The organism is Cupriavidus sp. 96C5-1 (assembly GCF_057798855.1).
Map to the genome: position 1 here is coordinate 45,915 of NZ_JBYOJU010000051.1, position 19,688 is coordinate 65,602.

The window sequence follows — 19,688 nt, forward strand, 5'->3', positions numbered from 1 at the left end:
GTGCGTGCAGATTGACCTTCACCCTATGATGTCCACAGGCGCTCGAAATCGTTAATGCGGAAGCGCTCGGTTAGGGCCTCGATAAACAGACGGGCCTTCGCCGGCAGGTGGGTACGCGTCTGGAACGCGATGTTCATGGTCAGGCGGGGCAGTTCCCAGTCGTCCAGGATTGGCACAAGCGTCCCTGCCTGCAGGTCATCATGAACGATGTACTTTGGCTGAACGAGGATACCCATGCCATCGATGGCCGCGCGCCGAACAATCTGACCGTCATTGGCCGACAAGGCCGGCTTGACCTTGACAAGCACGGAACTGCTACCGTGCTTCAGCGCCAGTTCTTCGGGATTCAGCGCATACGTGTAGATCAGCATCTTGTGACCCTTGAGGTCGTCAGGCGAGGTCGGGGTGCCGTACCGCTCGAGGTACCGGGGCGATGCGGCGAAGATGCGACGCGTTTCTGCCAGTCGCCGGATGGTGATGTTGCTGTCCACTTCGAACGGCCGCGTTCGGATCGCCACGTCTACGCCGTTTTCAATGATGTCCAGATAGCGGTTGGCGGAAACGACATCCACTGTGATGTCGGGGTAGCGCGAGGTGAACTCCGGCAGAAGTGGCTCGATATGAAGCATGCAAAAGGAGAGCGAGGCAGAGACCCGGAGCAGGCCAGTTGGATTGACGGCGGCTTCGCTGGCGATTTCTTCGGCCTCGCGCATTTCGGAGAGGATGGATTTGCAGCGCCTGTAGAACTCCTCGCCGATCTCGGTCAGGTATAGCCTGCGGGTCGTGCGCTGTATCAGTTTCACGCCCAAACGCGCCTCGAGTCCGACCAGCAAGCGGCTAGCGGCGGAGGTCGACAGATCCAGTGCTTCAGCCGCTCGGCTGATGTTGCCCAAGTCCGCAACATGCACAAACAGATCGATTTCCCGGAACGGGTCCATGCTTTGCCTCCGATATAAACAATGATCTGGCATAAATGCCGATATTTGTTGCTTAGCGTGCGAATTATCGACGGGAACGAGCAACTTCTGTGACCATGATTTTCCCAACTGGCGCAAAGGACATTTGCTGTGTGCGCATTTTTCACCGTTGACCGCGAATATATACTGCGTTCACGGTCGGAATTTGAACAACACATACAAATATTTTGGAGACAGCATGGACCAGGATGCACATGCCGCACATGCCTTGGTGGCCGCCGAGCTGCCATACTTCGAGGAAGCGGGCTCTGACGCAGTGGTCAATTCGCGGATGGGAGCGCAGGCCGATTCGCGGTTGCGCCAGGTCATGGAAGTGTTCGTCAGGCACCTGCACGCAGCGGTCAAAGAAATTGAACCGACCCATGCCGAATGGCTTGCGGCGATTCAGTTCCTCACCGCGACCGGCCAGATGTGCAACGAGTGGCGCCAAGAATACATCCTGCTGTCCGATGTGCTCGGCGTCTCGATGCTGGTAGACGCCATCAACCATCGTCGACCGAGTGGTGCCACGCCGAACACGATCCTGGGGCCGTTCTATGTGGAGAACTCCCCCAACTATGAACTCGGTCACAACATTTGCCTGGACGGCAAAGGCGAACCGCTGATTGTGTCGGGCCGTGTCGTCGATACGGCGAACAACCCAGTTCCCCACGCGAAGCTCGAAGTCTGGCAGACCAACAACGACGGCTTCTACGATGTCCAGCAGCTTGGAATCCAGCCGGAATCCAATTTGCGCGGCACGTTCACCGCCGATGCCGAAGGCAGTTACTGGTTCCGGTCGGTAAAGCCCCGCCACTATCCGATTCCGTCCGATGGCCCCGTCGGGCAACTGCTGGAGAAGATCGGGCGACATCCCAACCGCGCCGCGCACCTGCATTTCATCGTTTCGGCTCCGGGCTACGAGCCCGTGATCACGCATATCTTCACCCCCGATTGCCCCTATCTGCACCAGGACGCCGTGTTCGGTGTGAAGCGTGAGTTGGTCGCGGATTTCCGGCGGGTCGAGGATCCCGCTGCAGCGGAAAGCGCAGGCCTGACGGCACCGTTCTGGTCGGTTGCATGGGACTTCACCCTGGCGCCACTGGCGCGCTGACCGCGCCTCCGCATTGCCATCGTTTATCCCGGCATCCTGTCACTGGCAACACGCAGCGTGCCGAAGTTGTTGTTTTCTCTTCTGTGAGTCTCTAGACATGAGCGCATCCCAAATCGATCTGCTGGCTGCCTATTGGACCCTAGCTGGCGACGTCTATCCCTGTGCCCCCAGCGAGGTCAGTCCCTACCCACTACAGGACCGCGCGGCAGCTGCTGCAAAGGCGGGCTGGACAGGGCTTGGCCTGGTCCTTAGCGACCTGCAGGCGACCATCGACAAGCAGGGGCTAGCCGGCGTCAGGCATATCCTGGACGACAACGGGATCAAGCATTTCGAGCTTGAGATCCTGGTCGATTGGTACACCGATGACGAGCGGCGGATCAAATCCGACGCCTTCCGCCGCGACGTGATCGAGCTCGGCGGTGCGCTGGGCATGAAGAATCTCAAGATCGGCGCGAGCCATCTCGACCAGAATCCGCCGAGCACGGCAAAGATGGCGGATGAGTTTGCGAAGCTGTGCCAGGACGTTGCCGAAGTCGGTGCGACGGTCTCCCTCGAATTCATGCCATTTTCGCCGATTCGTGGCATTGCCGACTCACTGGCGATCGTCGAAGCCGCCGACCAGCCGAACGGCGGACTGACGGTGGATAACTGGCACGTTTGCCGCGGTGGCGGCTCCTACGAAGACGTTGCGCGGATTCCGGCGCGTTTCCTGAAATCGGTCGAACTCGACGACGCGGTGGACGAGATCCAGGGAACGCTGTTCGATGACACCCGCTTTCAGCGCCGGCTTTGCGGTGAAGGATCGTTCGATCCGCCCGCATTCATCCAGGCCGTACAGGCGGCAGGCTTTGCGGGCCCTTACTACGGCGTGGAGATCATCTCCGAGCATTTCCGCCGCCTGCCGCTCGACGTGATGGCAAAGCGTGCGTTCGATAGCACGATGGCTCAGTTCGAGGCCGCAAAAGCCCGATCGGCCAAGCCGGCAGCCTGATTAGTGACCACCTGACCTGACAGCAACGCTGTGGCGCGGAAGGCGCGCTGCAGTTCATCCTTCCGGAGACAAACATGATCCGAATTGCAGTACTTGGTGCCGGCCGCATCGGCAAGATCCATGCACACAACGTGGCAGCTTGCCCCGATGCCAAGCTCGTCGTCGTGGCGGACCCCTTTGCGGAGGCCGCAAGCAGCCTGGCCGCAAAACTCGGCTGCGAAGCCACGACCGACTGCGACGCGGCTATTGCCCGCAACGACGTCGACGCAATCGTGATCGGCACGCCGACCGATACGCACATCAAGTTCATGCTGCAGGCGGTCGAGCAGGGCAAGGCCGTGCTTTGCGAAAAACCGATCGACCTCGATATGGGCCGCTCGATCGCTGCCGCGCGGGAAGTGGAGCGGCTGAATGGGCGCGTCATGCTGGCCTTCAATCGCCGCTTCGACCCGACCTCGCAGGCCTTCCGCAAAGCGATCGACGCCGGCGAAGTCGGCGAGATCCGCCAGGTCGTTATCTCCAGCCGCGACCCTGGCATGCCGCCGCGCGACTACGTGTTGCACTCCGGTGGCATCTTCCGCGACATGGTGATCCACGACCTGGACCTGGCGCGCTGGTTGCTGGGCGAGGAACCGGTCGAGGTGATGGCGATGGGAAGCCGCCTCGTCGATCGGACCCTGGAAGACGTGGCTGACTACGATACGGTGATGGTCCAGCTGAAGACTGCCTCGGGCAAGCAGTGCCATATCAATTGCTGCCGTGAGGCCGTGTATGGCTATGACCAGCGCTTCGAGGTGTTCGGTGCCAAGGGCATGCTGCTTCAGGACAACTTGCGCGCGTCCACGATCCGCCGCTGGAGCGCGACGACCACCGACGCCCGGGAGCCGCTGCTCAATTTCTTCCTCGAACGCTATGTCGAGGCCTACAAGAACGAGCTGGAAGCATTCGTTGCGGCCGTCGCAGCAAATGCGCCCATGCCGACCACGGTAAACGACGGACTGCAGGCGCTGCGCCTCGCGGACTGCGCGCTCGAATCTGTCCGCACCGGGCAGGTTGTCAAGGTCTGACCAATCGGCTGACCAACCGGGGCGGATAACAGCCCCGCTGAACGGAGGAGACCAATCATGAGAAAGCCCATCAACCACGAAGTACTGGGAGTGGCGTGCCTTGGCATCACCCATCCGCACACCTCGGGCCGGGTGAAGGCGATCCTGCGCCGCAAGGATGCCCGCATGCTGGGCGCCTACGATAACAGTCCGTTGCTGACGCCATTTGCCGAAGCCTTCGGCCTGCAAAGCCGGAGCAAGGAGGAAATCCTCGCAGATCCCGATGTCCACGTTGTTCTGGTCCACTCCAAGAGCGACAAGATGGCGGACCTGACGATCGAGGCGCTGGAAGCCGGCAAGGCGGTGTTGTGCGAGAAGCCGGCGGGACGCAGTGCTGTCGATGCAAAGCGCATCGTCGATGTGGTCGAGCGCACCAGCGGCATGGTGCAGGTCGGGTACTGCTGGCGCTTCGCGCCGTCTGTCGACGCGATGCAGTCGGCGCTGGAGAGCGGCCGCCTTGGTCGGGTGCTCCAGGTCCGTGCGCATGGCGGTTGCTCGCACGACGAAGCGGCGACCAGCCATATGAACCAGCCTGGTGATATTGGCGGTGCGGTATTTGTCATCGGCTGCCATCTGGTTGACCGGATCCTGATGCACTTCGGTATGCCGAAGTCAGTCAACGCGCGGATCCACAAGTTCGCCGACTATCGCGGGCCGGAATCGCGCGAGGATGCCGCCGGTGCGGTGCTGAACTATCCCGACAAAGTCGTGGTGGTCGATTTCATGTCCTGGGACGTGCTGCCATGGACGGAAAGCTGGGACATTACTGCCTACGGGACCGAAGGCATCATGTCGGCCCGCTCGTTGCCCGCGAGCTACAAGCTCTACGACTCGGGAAAAGGGCTGTATCCGGAAGGCTGGACCGAGTGGCAGGAAACAAGCTTTCCCGAGATATGGGCAGTACGAAAGACCGAGTACTCGCCGGAACTCGCGGAGATCGGCAATCCCGCGTACTTCGACCGCGAGGCAGAGGCCTTCTTTGGTGCATTGCGCGCTGGTACGCCTTCGGTGGTGCCCGCCACGCAGGCCTACAACATCAGCCGCGTCATCGAGGCCTTGTTTGCCTCATCAAAGGAAGCGGGCGCGGAAGTATTTCTCGACGCCTGATCGGATGGCGTAGTCGTTCCCCGTCGGTGCCGCTTTTTCTGGCGGTGCTGACGGTAACTCAAACAACAGACTGGAGACAAAAACATGAATCCCCTCAAGATCGCCGCCGCCGCCGTTTTCCTGTGCGCCGGCACGCTTGCCTCGCAAGCGTTTGCCCAGGCCAAGCCGCTCGTAGGCATCGCGCTGCCGAATAAATCGGAAGCGCGCTGGATTTCGGACGGCCAGAACATCGTGGCCGGCTTGAAGGCAAAGGGCTATGCCACAGATCTTCAGTACTCGGAATATGACGTTCCGACTCAGGTCAGCCAGATCGAGAATCTGATTACCAAGGGAGCAAAGGCACTGGTGATCGCCCCGATCGATGGCAAGACCCTGTCCGACGTCCTCCAGCGTGCCGCGAGCCAGGGTATCAAGATCATCTCCTATGACCGGATGATCGCGCAAACGAAGAACGTCGACTATTACGCCACCTTCGACAATTATCAGGTTGGCGTGCTGCAAGCGCAGAGCATCGTGTCGAACTTCCAGAAGAAGAACGCGAAGAGCTTCAATATCGAGATCTTCGGCGGGTCGATCGACGACAACAATGCCCATGTCATCTATGCCGGCGGTATGTCGGTCCTTAAGCCCTACCTGGACAGCGGGAAGTTTGTCGTGCGCAGCAAGCAGACCGCACTGGAGAAAGTCGCGACCTATCGTTGGGAAGGCTCTGCCGCACAGTCGCGCATGGACAACCTGCTGAGCGCGTACTACGGAAACACACGCCTGGACGCGGTCTGGGCGCCCAATGATGCCACGGCGATCGGCATCATCTCATCGCTCAAGGGGGTCGGTTATGGCTCCCCGCAGCAGCCGATGCCCGTGGTCACGGGGCAGGATGCCGACTTGCCGAACATCAAGGCAATTATTCGCGGCGACCAGGCCAGTACCGTCTTCAAGGACACGCGGCAGCTCGCCGGCATGGCGGCCGACATGGTGGACGCCGCACTGGCCGGCAAACCGGTGCCCGTAAACGACACCAAGAGCTACAACAATGGGGTTAAGGTCATTCCGACTTACCTGGTCAAGCCGGTTCTCGTCGACGCCTCCAACTGGAAGGAACTACTCGTGAAGAGCGGCTTCTACGCCGAATCGCGCCTGAAGTAAGAGGTACGCGTCCGCCGTCGATGCCATGCACGCGCGGCGGACGAACACATGGCATGCCTACCTTTTTGCAGGCACGCCGTCCGAGTGTGAGAGATAGGGGACAACTGCGATGGGCGGAGAAACGATCCTGCAGATGCGCGAGATCCAGAAGAGCTTTGGTGGCGTCAAGGCACTCAAGAACGTCAGTCTCGACGTAAAGCGGGGAGAGATTCATGCGATTTGCGGCGAGAACGGCGCGGGTAAGTCCACCCTGATGAAGATCCTGAGTGGCGTCTATGCGCATGGCTCTTACGCTGGTGATATCCACTACGACGGACAGCTTCGGCAGTTCCTTGGTATCCGCGACAGCGAGGACATCGGCATCATCATCATTCACCAGGAACTGGCCCTGGTCCCGATGTTGTCGATCGCCGAGAACATCTTTCTTGGCAATGAGCGGGCAAGGAACGGCATTGTCGACTGGGAAGTGTCGTATTCGAAGACACGGGAGCTATTGCGCAAGGTTGGCCTTGCCGATGACCCGGCTACCGAAGTCGGCGCACTTGGCATCGGCAAGCAGCAACTCGTGGAAATCGCCAAGGCGCTGTCGAAGGACGTCAAGCTGCTGATCCTCGATGAACCGACGGCAAGCCTCAACGACAACGACAGCGAGAAACTGCTGTCCCTGCTGCTCGACCTGAAGGCGCGCGGCGTCACGGCCATCATCATTTCCCACAAGCTCAACGAGATCTCGCGGGTGGCCGATGCCATCACCATCATCCGTGATGGCGCGACGGTCGACGTGCTCGACTGCAAGGGGGGAAACGTTGACGAAGACCGTATCGTCAAGGCCATGGTGGGCCGTGATATGGCGGACCGGTATCCACGTCGTGAGCCGCGCCTGGGAGAGAGGCTGTTTGAAGTCAGGAACTGGAGCGTCCGGCATCCCACGCAGGACGACCGGATGATGATCAAGGACGTCAGTCTCCACGCCAGGCGGGGAGAGGTCGTGGGGATCGCCGGTCTGATGGGTTCGGGACGCACGGAACTCGCCATGAGCATTTTTGGAGGCAACTACGGCCGCGGCATTCAAGGCGAGGTCTTCGTCGAGGGCCGGGCCGTGGATGTCTCCAGTGCGCGCCAGGCGATCGAGAGTGGCATTGCCTACGTGACGGAAGACAGGAAGGGCTGCGGGCTGCTGCTCGACGATTCGATTGTCAGGAATATCACCCTCGCCAACCTGGGGGCGGTATCGGCTTCCGGTGTGATCGACGAGCATCGCGAGGCGGTGGTGGCGGAGGAGTTCCGCCGCAAGCTGCATATCCGCTGCCATACGGTTTCGCAGGCCGTCGGAAACCTGTCGGGGGGCAACCAGCAGAAGGTTGTCCTTGGGAAATGGCTGTTCGCCGGACCGGATGTGCTGATCCTGGACGAGCCAACGCGGGGCGTTGACGTAGGCGCGAAGTATGAAATCTACACCGTCATCAACCAGGTGGTGGAGGAAGGAAAGTGCGTGGTCATGATCTCATCTGAAATGCCTGAACTGCTGGGTATGTGCGATCGGATCTACGTGATGAACGAAGGCCGCATTGTGGGAGAGTTCTCGGCAGAGGACGCAAGCCAGGAAGCGATCATGCGGGCAATCGTAAGAAATGGAGGCAATTGAAATGAACAAGTCCGCATCCAAGCTGCAGGGGGCTCCATCGAGTCTGGAGGGGATCAAGGCCGCACTGAAGGGCGGCGCTCGCGAGTATGGTCTGCTGATCTCGCTGCTGGTGATCATCGTCTTCTTCCAGGTGTCGACAGGTGGCGTGCTGCTCCAGCCCCTGAACCTGACCAACCTGATTCTGCAGAACAGCTATATCGTCATCATGGCGCTGGCCATGCTGATGGTCATCGTGGCCGGCCATATCGACCTGTCCGTCGGTTCGGTGGCCGGCTTTATCGGGGCATTGTCCGCGGTGCTGATGATCGAGCAGGACGTCAACCCATTCGTCGCAATCGCATTGTGCGTGCTGGCCGGGGCTGCCATCGGCGCTATCCAGGGTTACTGGGTGGCGTATTGGAAGATGCCATCGTTTATCGTGACGCTTGCCGGGATGCTGGTGTTCCGCGGCCTGACCATCCTGGTGCTGGAAGGACAGTCCGTCGGACCATTTCCCGACCAGTTCGGGGCAATGAGTTCCGGCTTTATTCCTGATGTCTTCCACGGACAGAGCCTCCGTGTGACGTCGCTGTTGATCGGCGTCCTGCTCGCAGCAGCGTTCCTGGTGATCGAACTGCGTGCCCGCGCCAAAGCTGCAGCGCACGGAATGGCCGTGGGCTCCAGTTTCGTGTTCCTGCTGCGCAATCTGGTGCTCGCCGGCCTGGTTCTGGCTTCGACCTACTTGCTGGCGAGCTATCGCGGTTTGCCGACGGTACTGATTATCATGGGGGTGCTGATCGCTGCTTACACGTTTGTGATGAACCGGACGGTCTTTGGCCGACGCATCTACGCGGTGGGCGGGAACGCCAAGGCGGCGAAGCTCTCTGGCGTCAACACCGAACGGATCACGTTCCAGACCTTCATCAACATGGGCGTGCTGGCTGCGCTGGCGGGCCTGATCTTCGCGGCGCGGCTGAACAGCGCCACGCCCAAGGCAGGCACGGGCTTCGAGCTTGACGTGATCGCGGCATGCTTTATCGGCGGCGCTTCGGCCTCCGGGGGGGTCGGCAAGGTCATGGGCGCGGTGATCGGGGCATTCATCATGGGCATCATGAACAACGGCATGTCCATTTTGGGGATTGGCGTGGACTACCAGCAGGTCATCAAAGGCATCGTGCTGCTCGCTGCCGTCTTCGTCGACGTCTACAACAAGAACAAGGCGTAAGTCGACGCCTGTCGGCAACAGGCGCAAGACCCGCTACGTTACGCCGAATTTTCTTGCAACCGCTTCCTTGCAGCCCCGGACTTCGGGGCCGCGGGATCCACTCATCCCTGAATTCCTGAAGGTGAACATGATCAAGCACATCGTGATGTGGAACGTCCACGGGGATACGCCGGCCCTCAAGAAGGAAACTGCCTTGCTCGTAAAGCGCCAATTCGAAGGGCTGATCGGCAAGATCCCCGGAATGCGCAAACTGGAAGTCGGCATGGATATTTCCGGCGTCGACTATGCGTGCGACCTGGTGCTTTACACCGAGTTCGACGATACGGCTGCGCTCGCTGCTTACGCGTCCCACCCCGAGCACCTTCGCGTGCGGGAAAAGTTGGGCGGCTGCCGCATCGCGCGTCACCAGGTCGATTACATCTGAACGGCTTCCCAATATAACTTGCGGCGAGTTCATCATGCGCGATTTTGTCTATACATCTTTGCCGTCTCGGGTCATCTTCAAGGCTGGCGCCTCGCAAGGGATTGCGCAGCATGTGGCTGAACTTGGGGCGCAGCGGGCAATCGTCCTTTGCACGCCCGAGCAGCGCCAGCAAGGCGAACAGGTTGCGGCCACCCTCGGCAGCCGTTGTGCCGGCGTGTTTGCGCAGGCACAGATGCATGTGCCGATCGAGGTCGCCCGGAAGGCACGGGCCTTCGCTGACGGCGCATCGGCCGATTGTGCCGTGGCCGTTGGTGGCGGATCGACGGTGGGTCTGGGCAAGGCGATCGCGCTGGAATCGTCGCTGCCGATCATCGCCTTGCCGACGACCTATGCCGGTTCCGAAATGACCCCGATCTACGGCATAACGGAGGCCGGCTTGAAGAAGACCGGCAGGGATGCCCGCGTCCTGCCGAAAGTCGTCATCTACGACCCGGAGCTTTCCACGGGCCTGCCCCTCAAGTTGTCCATCGTCAGCGGATTCAATGCCATCGCCCATGCTGCCGAAGGGCTCTATGCGAAGGACGGCAATCCCATCATGAGCCTGATGGCGGAGGAGGGCATCCGCGGCATGCTCACGGGCCTGCGGAGCATCGCCCGCAATCCGTCGGATCTGGACGGAAGAAGCGAGTGCCTGTATGGCGCTTGGCTGTGTGGCTCGGTGCTGGGCCATGTTGGCATGGCGCTGCATCACAAGTTGTGCCACACGCTTGGTGGGACGTTCAATCTGCCCCATGCGGAAACGCACACCATTGTCTTGCCGCATGCGCTGGCCTACAACGCGGCCGCCGCTCCGGACGCGATGCATCGCATCGCACGCGCAGCCGGTCGCGTAGATGCCGCTAGAGGGTTGTTTGACCTGGCGGTGGAGCTGGGCGCTCCCGTTGCGCTGCGCGATATTGGCATGCGCGAGAAAGACCTCGATCGGGCCTGCGAATTGGCGCTGAGCAATGCTTACTGGAATCCGCGTCCGATGGAAGCAGTACCGCTCCGAGAACTGCTTCAACGTGCCTGGGAAGGTGCCCCGCCCGCGCATTAAGAGGCGCTCACACATCCTGCGCCTTTGCCATCGAGCCATTGACGATGGGCGGGAGAAGCTCGTCCCTTTGTTGAGAACAACAACAGCGGCAGAGCAGCAAACGTGCAGTTGCCAGAAGGCGATGTTCCGTGAAAAGGAGATCGAAGCAATGAATTGACGCGTGATTGCCGCTTTGCGGCCAGAAAAGTCGTACCGCCCTGAATCCAGCGCCTGACGTGCATTGCTGGAGGGGGATCGTATTGTCTGGAATTCCAAAGTCGCATTGCGCCCGGCCACTTCGATGGCCATTGGCCTTATCGGCCAACAGCTGCAGCGAATCGGGGCAACCCACATCAGTGCCTGTGACGCTGCATGGCATGCGTTGGATATCCGGATTCTAACAAGAGATAGAAGATTGCGTTGGAGGAGAATCATGTTGATGAAGCTGAACCCGGTGCTTGCAGGCGCCATGGCGTCCTTGATCTCGTTGGGCATGGCGGGGGCCGCGAACGCGCAAAGTAGCGTGACCCTCTACGGCCGTATCACGGGTGGCGTCGATTACCTGAACAAGATCGCACAAAGTGGTGGTGGCCACGCCGATACGCTGCGCTATGCAGGGGGGAATTGGGGGACAAGCTGGTGGGGACTTCGCGCGAAGGAGGATCTCGGCGGAGGCCTGAGCGCGGTGATGAACCTGGAAAGCGCCTTTGCCACCGACAACGGCCAAACGGGAAACAGCCTGTTCAATCGCTACGCGTATGTCGGCCTTGCAAGCAGCACCTATGGCTCCCTGTGGCTCGGACGCGCGATGGGATTGCCGGACAGCGAAATTTCGGCAGTCGATCCGATGGGCTATCAGGCTACGAGCCTTGGGACACTGCAGAATGGCCGTATCTGGGGATCGCGAGCCAACACGATTACCTATAACTCGCCCGTGTGGGGCGGATTGTCGTTCCGCGGCCAGGCAGGCCTGAACGGCACGGCAGGCCAGTTCAATTCGGGCAGGCAACTGGCAGGTAGCATCAGCTATCAAAGCGGGCCGCTAGTCGTCAAAGGACTCTACGAGGAAATACGAGATATCGATGGTGGATTCAACAGCCTGTACACGGCATCGAAGCTCTACGCAGCCGGGGCGGCTTATCAGGTCCGCGATCTGAAACTCTATGGTGGCTATGCGCTGACCCGCTCCGGCGCCAATACGGTGGCGACCGCAGACAATCCGACTGGGGCGACCAAGCAGCAACTGTTCTGGGTCGGAGCGAATTATCAGGCAACGCCGGCGCTGGTGCTGATCGGCGGCGCATATCGTGCGAATCGCAACAATGCAGGTGGGAACGGCACGCTCTTGGCGGTGGGAGGTAACTACTATCTGTCAAAGAGAACGATGCTGTACGGCACCGTTGGTACGGTTCTGAATGGTGGCAATGCAGCCTTCTCTGCAGAGGCTGGCAACAACAGGCCGCTGGCAGGTTCCAGTCAGCAGGGTGTGTATACGGGGATGGTGCACTGGTTCTAACGCCATCGCCACTCCCGAATCATCGAGATCGGCGGTAAAGCGGGATGCGATGGCCGCCGATCTTGGCGGCAGTCGCTATTTCGGTATCCGCCGATTCCGACTGCTAGCAAAGGCTATCGCTTGCGCTTGCAGTTCTTCGCGCAACGAGTCTGGTCCTATTCTCGCCGGATTCTTGCGCCCCCCATTTCGGAGTTCTTGAATGAAAGAGCCTTGCATTATCTCTGTCGCCATCACTGGTTCGCTGCCGCGCAAGAGGGACAACGCGGCCGTACCAATCACCGTTAGCGAGCAAGTTGAGTCCACGCAAGCCGCTTTCGAGGCGGGCGCCACACTTGTCCATTTGCATGTGCGCAACGACGACGAGACGCCGTCGTCTGATCCTGATCGTTTCGCCCGGGTGCTGGAAGGCATCCGCAAACACGCTCCGGGAATGATCACGCAAGTCTCGACCGGGGGCCGTTCTGGTGCCGGAAAAGAGCGTGGAGGGATGTTGTCCTTGCGGCCAGACATGGCCTCGCTTGCGACAGGCTCGGTCAATTTCCCGACTCGCGTCTACGACAACGCGCCGGACCTGGTTGACTGGCTAGCCGAGGAGATGAAGACCTATGGAATCAAGCCAGAAATCGAGGCCTTCGATCTTTCAATGATCTTCCAGGCGGCGGCAATGCAGCAGGCCGGCAAGGTCGATGGTGCGCTGCATGTCCAGTTCGTCATGGGCATCAAGAACGCTATGCCTGTCGATCATGACGTACTCGAATTCTACGTGCGCACCCTGCACCGACTTGCTCCCGACGCTACTTGGACTGGAGCTGGCATAGGCCGCGACCAGATCACCATGGCACGCTGGTCGTTGGAACTCGGTGGCCATTGCCGCACGGGTCTGGAAGACAATGTACGGCTCGACAAGCACACGCTAGCCCCATCCAACGCCGCGTTGGTGAGCCAGGTGGCCACGCTGTGCAAGGAATATGACCGCCCAGTGGCCAGCGTAGCTCAGGCTCGGGCGCTGTTGGGGCTAGCGGCCTTTGCTCCGATCAGCGGGAAAACGCCTTGACCACGCAATAGTGCCGGCAGGGCGGATGTAAACGCCGGCCATGGCGCCTGCATGGTGCACAACCCTAGCTACGACGTCAACGACCACAATTTGCCCATCGGTGGGGCGTACAGGGCCATGCTGGCGCAGCACTTTCTCCGCGACTCGCCCAAGTGGAAGGCTCCAACTCTTGCAACGCAGTGAGACAATTTGTTTCACCATACTTGGTCGAATATCCTGCCATAGATCGGACAACTTCTGCGTCTATTGCGTGCATTGTTCGTTATCTAGATATTCTCGCGCCGATCCAGACGGCGCATCGAGGTTGCGCAGATGACAATGCGCTGTGGCCGTCGAGTCGGATGCTTGTCCTCCTGGGCGGTCAGTCCGCGTGTCCCTCTGAGTATCCTGCGGAGTTCTACGCTGTGGTGCGCGACTTTTGATCCGTCTCATTTGCGAGCCGGCTAAGAGGAGCCGAAGAGGGGGCACCACTTTAGTAGTTGCGGGATACCCAAAGGAATTTCCATGCTCTATCAACTCTACGAAACGCAGCGCTCGCTGGCGGAGCCGGTGACCGACCTCGCTCGAGTCGTCTCCAAGCTCTATGCTCAAGGTGCCGTCTTCGGACAGTTGCCTTTGGCACAGCGCCTGGCGGCGGGATACGATCTTCTCTACCGCCTGGGCAAGGGCTACGAGAAGCCCGAGTTCGGCATCCAGTCCGTGATGGTGGCCAACGCCAATGTGGTGATCCAGGAAGCGGTCGAGATCGAGAAGCCGTTCTGCCAGTTGCGCCGCTTTAAGCGATTCACCGACGACCCGGACACCCTGCGCATGCTCAAGGACCAGCCCGTGGCGCTGATCGTGGCGCCGCTGTCCGGCCACTACGCAACGCTCCTGCGCGACACTGTCCGCACCCTGCTGCAGGACCACAAGGCCTACATCACGGACTGGGTCAATGCCCGCCTTGTGCCGTTGTCCGAAGGCGAATTCCATCTTGACGATTACGTCAACTACATCCAGGAGTTCATCCGCTATCTGCAGGCCCGGTACGGCAACTGCCACGTCGTCAGCGTGTGCCAACCGACAGTGCCGGTGCTGGCGGCGGTTTCGTTGATGGCCAGCCGCGGCGAGAAAGTACCGCTGTCGCTCACCATGATGGGCGGTCCCATCGATGCCCGGAAGTCGCCTACCGCCGTCAACAACGTGGCGATCAGCAAGAGTTTGGCATGGTTCGAGAACAACGTGATCTACCACGTGCCGCAGGGCTTCCCGGGCGTCGGTCGCCGCGTCTACCCGGGCTTCCTGCAGCACACCGGCTTCGTCGCGATGAATCCGGACCGCCACGTGAGCAGCCACTACGACTACTTCAAGGACCTGATCAAGGGGGACGACGCCAGCGCCGAGGCCCACCGCAAGTTCTATGATGAGTACAACGCCGTGCTGGACATGGACGCGAACTACTACCTTGACACTATCCGCACGGTGTTCCAGGAATTCCATCTCGTACACGGCACCTGGGACGTCAGGAACCCTGAAGGCGTGCTGGAGCGCGTGCGTCCGCAGGACATCCATTCGACCGCGCTGCTGACCATCGAAGGTGAGTTGGACGATATCTCAGGCTCCGGCCAGACCCGTGCCGCACATGAACTGTGTACCGGTATCAGCCAGGCCCACCAGCGGCATTACGAAGTTGAGGGCGCGGGTCATTACGGCATCTTCAGCGGGCGTCGGTGGCGTGAGAATGTTTATCCGGAGGTACGGGCGTTCATTGCAGCGAGTGAGCGCGGCGCAAAGAGTGAACTGAGCGATGTCTAGCACGGGCGCGCCAATCGGGCTTACGCCGCGGAGCATTGCGATGTACGAGGTCTGTGCCGGTCTGCTCCGGGCACCGACGACAGGCATCGGGCAGGAGCGATTCGCTAATCTGCCGGCCGAGGACTTCGCTCCGATCTATTTGGGCTTACCGAAGGACGTGAGGGGCGCGGCGCCCACGTCTGGCGCCGCCGATCTGCCCTTCACGATCGACGCGGGCATGCAGGTCAATGGCGGCACGCAGATCCACCCGTACTGAACTCATCGCGAAAGCGGAGCCCACCATGCGTCGATCCATTGCCACCGTGTCGCTCAGCGGTACGCTGCGTCAGAAGCTCGAGGCCATCGCGGCTGCGGGCTTCGACGGCATCGAGCTGTTCGAGAACGACTTCATTAACTTCAACGGGACGGCCGCCGAGCTGCGTCGCATCACCGAAGACCTCGGCCTTTCGATCGAACTGTACCAGCCGTTCCTTTTGAGATCGTGCAACGTGCTGACTCTTACGACGCCTATGGCGCGACCAACGCCCCGGCACGGATGGCCGCCCAGGCGCAGAGGTAGTCGTTCTTGATAGGGAAACATTGGATGAAACACACGAAGCCTGCGGTATTCGCTGTCGTCGCCCGCTAAACCTCGATCAGCAGACTCCCAAATCAAAAATACTGGAGACCACAATGGCAGACACCTCGGACCACGAGCCCCACGCAAGACAACAGACCAAGAAGGCTACTGCCAGCGGATGGATCGGCTCGGCGCTGGAGTATTATGATTTCTTCATCTACGCCACTGCGGCATCGCTGATCTTCCCACAGATCTTCTTTCCCAAGACGGATCCCAAGGTCGCCATCATCGCGTCATTGGCGACCTACGGCGTGGGCTATGTCGCGCGCCCGATCGGTGCCTTCTTCCTCGGGCATTGGGGTGACACGCATGGGCGCAAGCAGGTGCTGATCCTGTGCATGTTCCTGATGGGTTTTTCGACGGTGGCCGTCGGGCTGTTGCCGACCTACGACCAGGTCGGTCTGCTCGCCCCGGCGCTTCTTGTCTTGCTGCGACTGGTCCAGGGCTTCGCCGTGGCCGGAGAGATATCCGGCGCCAGCTCAATGATTCTCGAGCATGCGCCGTTTGGCCGGCGCGGCTTCTACGCCAGCTTCACATTGCAGGGTGTACAAGCGGGACAGATTCTCGCCGCAGCGGTCTTCCTGCCGCTCGCCCACTACATGCCAACGGAGGCGTTCAACGCCTGGGGCTGGCGTATCCCCTTCCTGCTCAGCTTCATTGTCATCATCGCGGGTTACATCATCCGCCGCGAGGTCCACGAGACACCTGCATTCGCCGAAGAGGGAGCACACGGCGCGGTCCCGAAGGCGCCGGTTATCCAGGCCGTTACGGAAAGCTGGAAGGACATGCTGCGCGTGATGTGCTGCTCGCTGATGAACGTCATTCCGGTGGTCACGACGATTTTCGGAGCGGCTTACGCCGTCCAGCCAGGCTATGGCATCGGATTCGAGAAGGACGTTTACCTGTGGATCCCCGTCATGGGCAATATCGTCGCGGTGTTCGTCATCCCGTTTGTCGGCAACCTGTCGGACAAGATCGGCCGCAGGCCGCCGATCATCATCGGTGCGCTCGCTTCGGGGTTGCTGTCGTTCGGCTATCTCTATGCCATCAGCATTCACAACGTGCCGCTGGCTATCGTGGCGTCCCTGTTGATGTGGGGAGTTCTCTATCAAGGTTACAACGCCATTTTCCCGAGCTTCTATCCCGAAATGTTCCCAACGCGCACCCGCGTCTCGGGCATGGCCATTTCGCAAAACCTCGGCACCCTCGCCACGGCTCTGCTGCCGGCGCTGTTCGTCGCTGTCGCTCCGCCCGGTGCAGTCAACATCCCGATGACCATCGGGGCGATCACCCTGGGCGTGACAGTCGTCGCGGCTATCGCAGCCTGGACCGCCAGGGAGACCTATCGGATCCATATGAACGACCTGGGCAATCCCAGCGCGGCTCCTGTGCCTAAACAGGAGTACGAACGGCTTCGGGAGCAGGCTGTGGTCGACGCGAGGGCGGGTAAGGCATCTGCCTGAGCCGCAGCTTGCGCCGTGGACTATACCCGGTTGCGAGGCGCCTGGATTGCCCTGAACAGCGCAGCAGCCTTCGCCAACAGCGGAAATACATTTGGAAATGGAAATCGGCTTGGCGCGATGGTCGGCATCCGCCATAAGTTCTGAGTTTTGCGCTGCCGCGCCGACTTCAGTGGGGAGGAGTCGGCGCGAATCTGTCGCCTTCTCGCCTGAGGGCGCGGAAGCCGACATGGCCATCACCGCGCGGCGGCGAAGCACCTCTGCGGGTCTAGATCAATAGCCTGGCCGAACGCAGCAGACATACAGAACACATAGGAGTTAGGCAATGCGACAGGACATCAGGGAAGCCATCAATCAGAACGCCATGAGCTCATTCCAGATCACGGCGGTCGCAATCTGTATCGTGCTCAACATGTTGGACGGATTCGACGTGTTAGCAATGGCATTCACCGCCTCACACATCTCTTCGGACTGGCACCTGAGCGGCAAGGAGATCGGCATGCTGCTGAGCGCCGGATTGTTCGGCATGGCTGCAGGGTCACTCTTGCTCGCACCCCAGGCCGACCGGTTCGGGCGCCGCCCGATCATCCTGTTCTGTCTGGGGACGATCTCGTTTGGGATGCTGTTGTCGACGTTCACGCAATCGGTGCTCCAGCTCGCGGCGATGCGGGCAATGACTGGTATCGGGATTGGCGGCATGCTGGCGAGCATCAATGTCATCACCGGGGAGTATGCTTCGAACAAGTGGCGCAGTACTGCCATCGTCCTACAGGCAACCGGCTATCCCGTCGGGGCGACGATCGGTGGCGTGATCGCCGGCGTGCTGTTGACGCATTATGGCTGGCGCAGTGTGTTCGTATTCGGTGCGCTGGTGACGCTGGCCATGGTCCCGATTGTGATGGCCCGTCTGCCCGAGTCGCTCGACTTCTTGATTGCCAAGCGCCCTCGGGAGGCGCTCGGCAAAGTAAACAAGCTGCTGCAGGCAATGGGGCGCGAGCCTATCCAAGCACTGCCATCCGTCGCCGCTGCAGCCACGGAGCCCGGAAGCGGCTTGGCCGGCCTGTTCTCGAGAGGGCTCGCGGTGCAAACCGCGATGATCTGGGCGTCATTCTTTCTGGTGATGTTCACCTTCTACTTTGTCCTCAGCTGGACCCCGAAGCTGCTGGTAGCCGCGGGCATGTCGGCGCAACAAGGGCTCACCGGCGGCGTGCTACTGAACGTGGGAGGCATCGTAGGTGGCACGATGTTCGGCTTCCTGTCGTCTCGCATCGGGCTCAAGCCGCTGTTGTGGGCCTGTTTTGTTCTAACCTCCGCATTGCTCGTGTGCTTCGGTATGTTTGCCAATACACTTGCCATTGCGTTTGCCGTCGCAATGTTGATTGGTGGCGGCATCTTTGGATGCATGGTTGGCCTGTATGCCTACGCACCGATCCTCTATCCCCCCGAGACTCGTGCCACGGGCATGGGCTGGTCGATTGGTATGGGCCGCTTCGGCGCAGTGCTCTCACCAATGGTTGCAGGCGCACTGGTGGATGCCGGCTGGCCGACCGCCAATCTCTACTACGCGTTCGCTGTGCCACTGCTTGCGGCCATAGCAAGTGTCGGCCTGCTTGGCAATTCGGGGGCGAACGCCGTGCCGCAGGCACGCTCCACACCTTAGTGATGGGTCGCTTCCGCTAGTTTGAACCACAATGACATGCTGCAAAGCGTTCGGCGAGTCCCCATCGGTAACGCGTCGTTTTGCCAGACGCCGATGCAGCGTCAAGCAGAAGGCCGTTCCGGGCGAACGCCGCAGCTATCAGGTACTTTTCTCGCTAGATCGACGATCGTCATAACGCTCTCGCATGAAGCCTTCAATAGGGCATGTCCAGTAACGGCTGCGACGGCACCGCGCCCCGATCGCGTCGCGCAACTTAGTCTCAGTCAAAGCGAGTTCCGCCGTTACAAAGGGGCTGCGCCTAGCCGGCTTTCTTGCGATGGTGCTTTCCCGCATTGCTCGCTTGTGCCAACTCCCTGAGAATATCCAGCAGCGTGCTACTCAGTTCGTTTGGTGCCACTGCGCTGCGGAGCAGGATTCCCACCGGTTCCGCGCTTCCAGTCGTCGGTAGCGGCAGCTTCACCAACCAGCCGTGATCGACGTCGTCCTGCGCGACGCGCTCCGGCGTAATCCACACCGTATCCGAGCGCGGCGCCGGCAGGCGGGCGACCGAGGCCGATAGTGTCTCTGTGCAGGCCGCCGGTAAGCGCAGCCCGGGCGACTGGAACATAGTCTCGGTGTGATGCCGTGGCACGGTGCCGGTAGTCGCTACGACCAATGGATAAGCGAGCACGGTTTGCAGTGAGGCTCCGCCGCCGGTTTCTGCCAGGAGGGGATGGTGTGGCCTCACCACCACCGCCAGGGACTCGGCGTACAACAGCTCGAACGAGAGCCCCTGCATCATCGAAGGCTCGGCCATGCGTCCCACCACGAAATCCAG

General features: G+C 60.6%; 17 protein-coding genes and 1 pseudogene. 16 read left to right on the top strand and 2 right to left on the bottom strand.

From position 1 onward, the window contains the following. Positions 1-23: 23 nt before the first annotated feature. A complete protein-coding gene (locus AC3FOF_RS37330; RefSeq protein ID WP_488729466.1) occupies positions 24-938 on the bottom strand; it encodes a LysR family transcriptional regulator in 915 nt (304 codons plus the stop codon). Positions 939-1,155: 217 nt separating this feature from the next. On the opposite strand from AC3FOF_RS37330, the gene AC3FOF_RS37335 reads away from it, so the two are divergent. The 16 genes and pseudogenes from AC3FOF_RS37335 to AC3FOF_RS37410 all read left to right on the top strand — a co-directional run bounded on the left by AC3FOF_RS37335 (position 1,156) and on the right by AC3FOF_RS37410 (position 18,871). Beyond that, positions 1,156-2,070 carry an intradiol ring-cleavage dioxygenase gene (locus tag AC3FOF_RS37335; RefSeq protein WP_488729467.1) on the top strand — a complete coding sequence of 305 codons (915 nt, stop codon included), beginning with the start codon at positions 1,156-1,158 and terminating at the stop codon, positions 2,068-2,070. 97 nt (positions 2,071-2,167) lie between these two features. Beyond that, complete coding sequence (locus tag AC3FOF_RS37340) at positions 2,168-3,061, top strand: sugar phosphate isomerase/epimerase family protein (protein ID WP_488729468.1); 894 nt, start codon at positions 2,168-2,170, stop codon at positions 3,059-3,061. 74 nt (positions 3,062-3,135) lie between these two features. Next, positions 3,136-4,128, top strand: coding sequence for an inositol 2-dehydrogenase (gene iolG, locus AC3FOF_RS37345; RefSeq protein ID WP_276265400.1), 993 nt, complete (start codon positions 3,136-3,138; stop codon positions 4,126-4,128). A 132-nt stretch (positions 4,129-4,260) separates the two neighbouring features. Continuing rightward, entirely contained in the window at positions 4,261-5,274 is a 1,014-nt protein-coding gene (locus AC3FOF_RS37350) for a Gfo/Idh/MocA family protein (protein ID WP_488729469.1), read from the top strand. Between the two features lie 84 nt (positions 5,275-5,358). Then, positions 5,359-6,420: a multiple monosaccharide ABC transporter substrate-binding protein gene (chvE, locus tag AC3FOF_RS37355; protein ID WP_488729470.1), complete on the top strand. Its 1,062-nt coding sequence runs from the start codon at positions 5,359-5,361 to the stop codon at positions 6,418-6,420. 109 nt (positions 6,421-6,529) lie between these two features. Further along, a complete protein-coding gene (mmsA, locus tag AC3FOF_RS37360; RefSeq protein WP_276265403.1) occupies positions 6,530-8,065 on the top strand; it encodes a multiple monosaccharide ABC transporter ATP-binding protein in 1,536 nt (511 codons plus the stop codon). Beyond that, on the top strand, positions 8,052-9,269 hold the full coding sequence (gene mmsB / locus AC3FOF_RS37365; protein WP_276265404.1) for a multiple monosaccharide ABC transporter permease: 1,218 nt from the start codon (positions 8,052-8,054) through the stop codon (positions 9,267-9,269). Before mmsA ends, mmsB begins: the two co-directional genes overlap by 14 nt. A 127-nt stretch (positions 9,270-9,396) precedes the next feature. After that, entirely contained in the window at positions 9,397-9,693 is a 297-nt protein-coding gene (locus AC3FOF_RS37370) for a Dabb family protein (protein ID WP_276265405.1), read from the top strand. 34 nt (positions 9,694-9,727) lie between these two features. Beyond that, positions 9,728-10,789, top strand: coding sequence for a maleylacetate reductase (locus AC3FOF_RS37375; protein ID WP_488729471.1), 1,062 nt, complete (start codon positions 9,728-9,730; stop codon positions 10,787-10,789). Positions 10,790-11,207: 418 nt separating this feature from the next. Next, the gene (locus AC3FOF_RS37380) at positions 11,208-12,284 is read left to right on the top strand and encodes a porin (protein ID WP_430869552.1); all 1,077 of its coding nucleotides are present in this window, start codon (positions 11,208-11,210) and stop codon (positions 12,282-12,284) included. 199 nt (positions 12,285-12,483) lie between these two features. After that, a complete protein-coding gene (locus AC3FOF_RS37385) occupies positions 12,484-13,338 on the top strand; it encodes a 3-oxoadipate:acetyl-CoA acetyltransferase (RefSeq protein WP_488729472.1) in 855 nt (284 codons plus the stop codon). Positions 13,339-13,842: 504 nt separating this feature from the next. Further along, positions 13,843-15,132, top strand: a complete 1,290-nt coding sequence (locus AC3FOF_RS37390; RefSeq protein WP_488729473.1) for a polyhydroxyalkanoate depolymerase — start codon at positions 13,843-13,845, stop codon at positions 15,130-15,132. Positions 15,133-15,172: 40 nt separating this feature from the next. Continuing rightward, positions 15,173-15,388 carry a hypothetical protein gene (locus tag AC3FOF_RS37395; protein WP_488729474.1) on the top strand — a complete coding sequence of 72 codons (216 nt, stop codon included), beginning with the start codon at positions 15,173-15,175 and terminating at the stop codon, positions 15,386-15,388. 25 nt (positions 15,389-15,413) lie between these two features. Beyond that, positions 15,414-15,602, top strand: a pseudogene (locus AC3FOF_RS37400) (4-hydroxyphenylpyruvate dioxygenase); the annotation flags it as partial. A gap of 202 nt (positions 15,603-15,804) precedes the next feature. Next, on the top strand, positions 15,805-17,214 hold the full coding sequence (locus tag AC3FOF_RS37405) for an MFS transporter (protein ID WP_276263523.1): 1,410 nt from the start codon (positions 15,805-15,807) through the stop codon (positions 17,212-17,214). A gap of 322 nt (positions 17,215-17,536) precedes the next feature. After that, positions 17,537-18,871 (top strand): MFS transporter, encoded by a 1,335-nt coding sequence (locus tag AC3FOF_RS37410; protein WP_488729475.1) that lies wholly within the window; start codon positions 17,537-17,539, stop codon positions 18,869-18,871. A 298-nt stretch (positions 18,872-19,169) separates the two neighbouring features. Here AC3FOF_RS37410 and AC3FOF_RS37415 read toward each other — a convergent pair. Further along, on the bottom strand, positions 19,170-19,688 hold a 519-nt coding region (locus tag AC3FOF_RS37415; RefSeq protein WP_488729476.1), incomplete at its 5' end, for a LysR substrate-binding domain-containing protein.

Bases quoted from the DNA above. Each gene is read 5' to 3' on its own strand.
- AC3FOF_RS37395 (WP_488729474.1), top strand. From the start codon at position 15,173: ATGTACGAGGTCTGTGCCGGTCTGCTCCGGGCACCGACGACAGGCATC.
- chvE (WP_488729470.1), top strand. From the start codon at position 5,359: ATGAATCCCCTCAAGATCGCCGCCGCCGCCGTTTTCCTGTGCGCCGGC.
- AC3FOF_RS37330 (WP_488729466.1), bottom strand. From the start codon at position 938: ATGGACCCGTTCCGGGAAATCGATCTGTTTGTGCATGTTGCGGACTTG.
- AC3FOF_RS37380 (WP_430869552.1), top strand. From the start codon at position 11,208: ATGAAGCTGAACCCGGTGCTTGCAGGCGCCATGGCGTCCTTGATCTCG.
- AC3FOF_RS37390 (WP_488729473.1), top strand. From the start codon at position 13,843: ATGCTCTATCAACTCTACGAAACGCAGCGCTCGCTGGCGGAGCCGGTG.
- mmsA (WP_276265403.1), top strand. From the start codon at position 6,530: ATGGGCGGAGAAACGATCCTGCAGATGCGCGAGATCCAGAAGAGCTTT.
- mmsB (WP_276265404.1), top strand. From the start codon at position 8,052: ATGGAGGCAATTGAAATGAACAAGTCCGCATCCAAGCTGCAGGGGGCT.
- AC3FOF_RS37405 (WP_276263523.1), top strand. From the start codon at position 15,805: ATGGCAGACACCTCGGACCACGAGCCCCACGCAAGACAACAGACCAAG.
- iolG (WP_276265400.1), top strand. From the start codon at position 3,136: ATGATCCGAATTGCAGTACTTGGTGCCGGCCGCATCGGCAAGATCCAT.
- AC3FOF_RS37410 (WP_488729475.1), top strand. From the start codon at position 17,537: ATGCGACAGGACATCAGGGAAGCCATCAATCAGAACGCCATGAGCTCA.
- AC3FOF_RS37335 (WP_488729467.1), top strand. From the start codon at position 1,156: ATGGACCAGGATGCACATGCCGCACATGCCTTGGTGGCCGCCGAGCTG.
- AC3FOF_RS37340 (WP_488729468.1), top strand. From the start codon at position 2,168: ATGAGCGCATCCCAAATCGATCTGCTGGCTGCCTATTGGACCCTAGCT.
- AC3FOF_RS37385 (WP_488729472.1), top strand. From the start codon at position 12,484: ATGAAAGAGCCTTGCATTATCTCTGTCGCCATCACTGGTTCGCTGCCG.
- AC3FOF_RS37370 (WP_276265405.1), top strand. From the start codon at position 9,397: ATGATCAAGCACATCGTGATGTGGAACGTCCACGGGGATACGCCGGCC.
- AC3FOF_RS37375 (WP_488729471.1), top strand. From the start codon at position 9,728: ATGCGCGATTTTGTCTATACATCTTTGCCGTCTCGGGTCATCTTCAAG.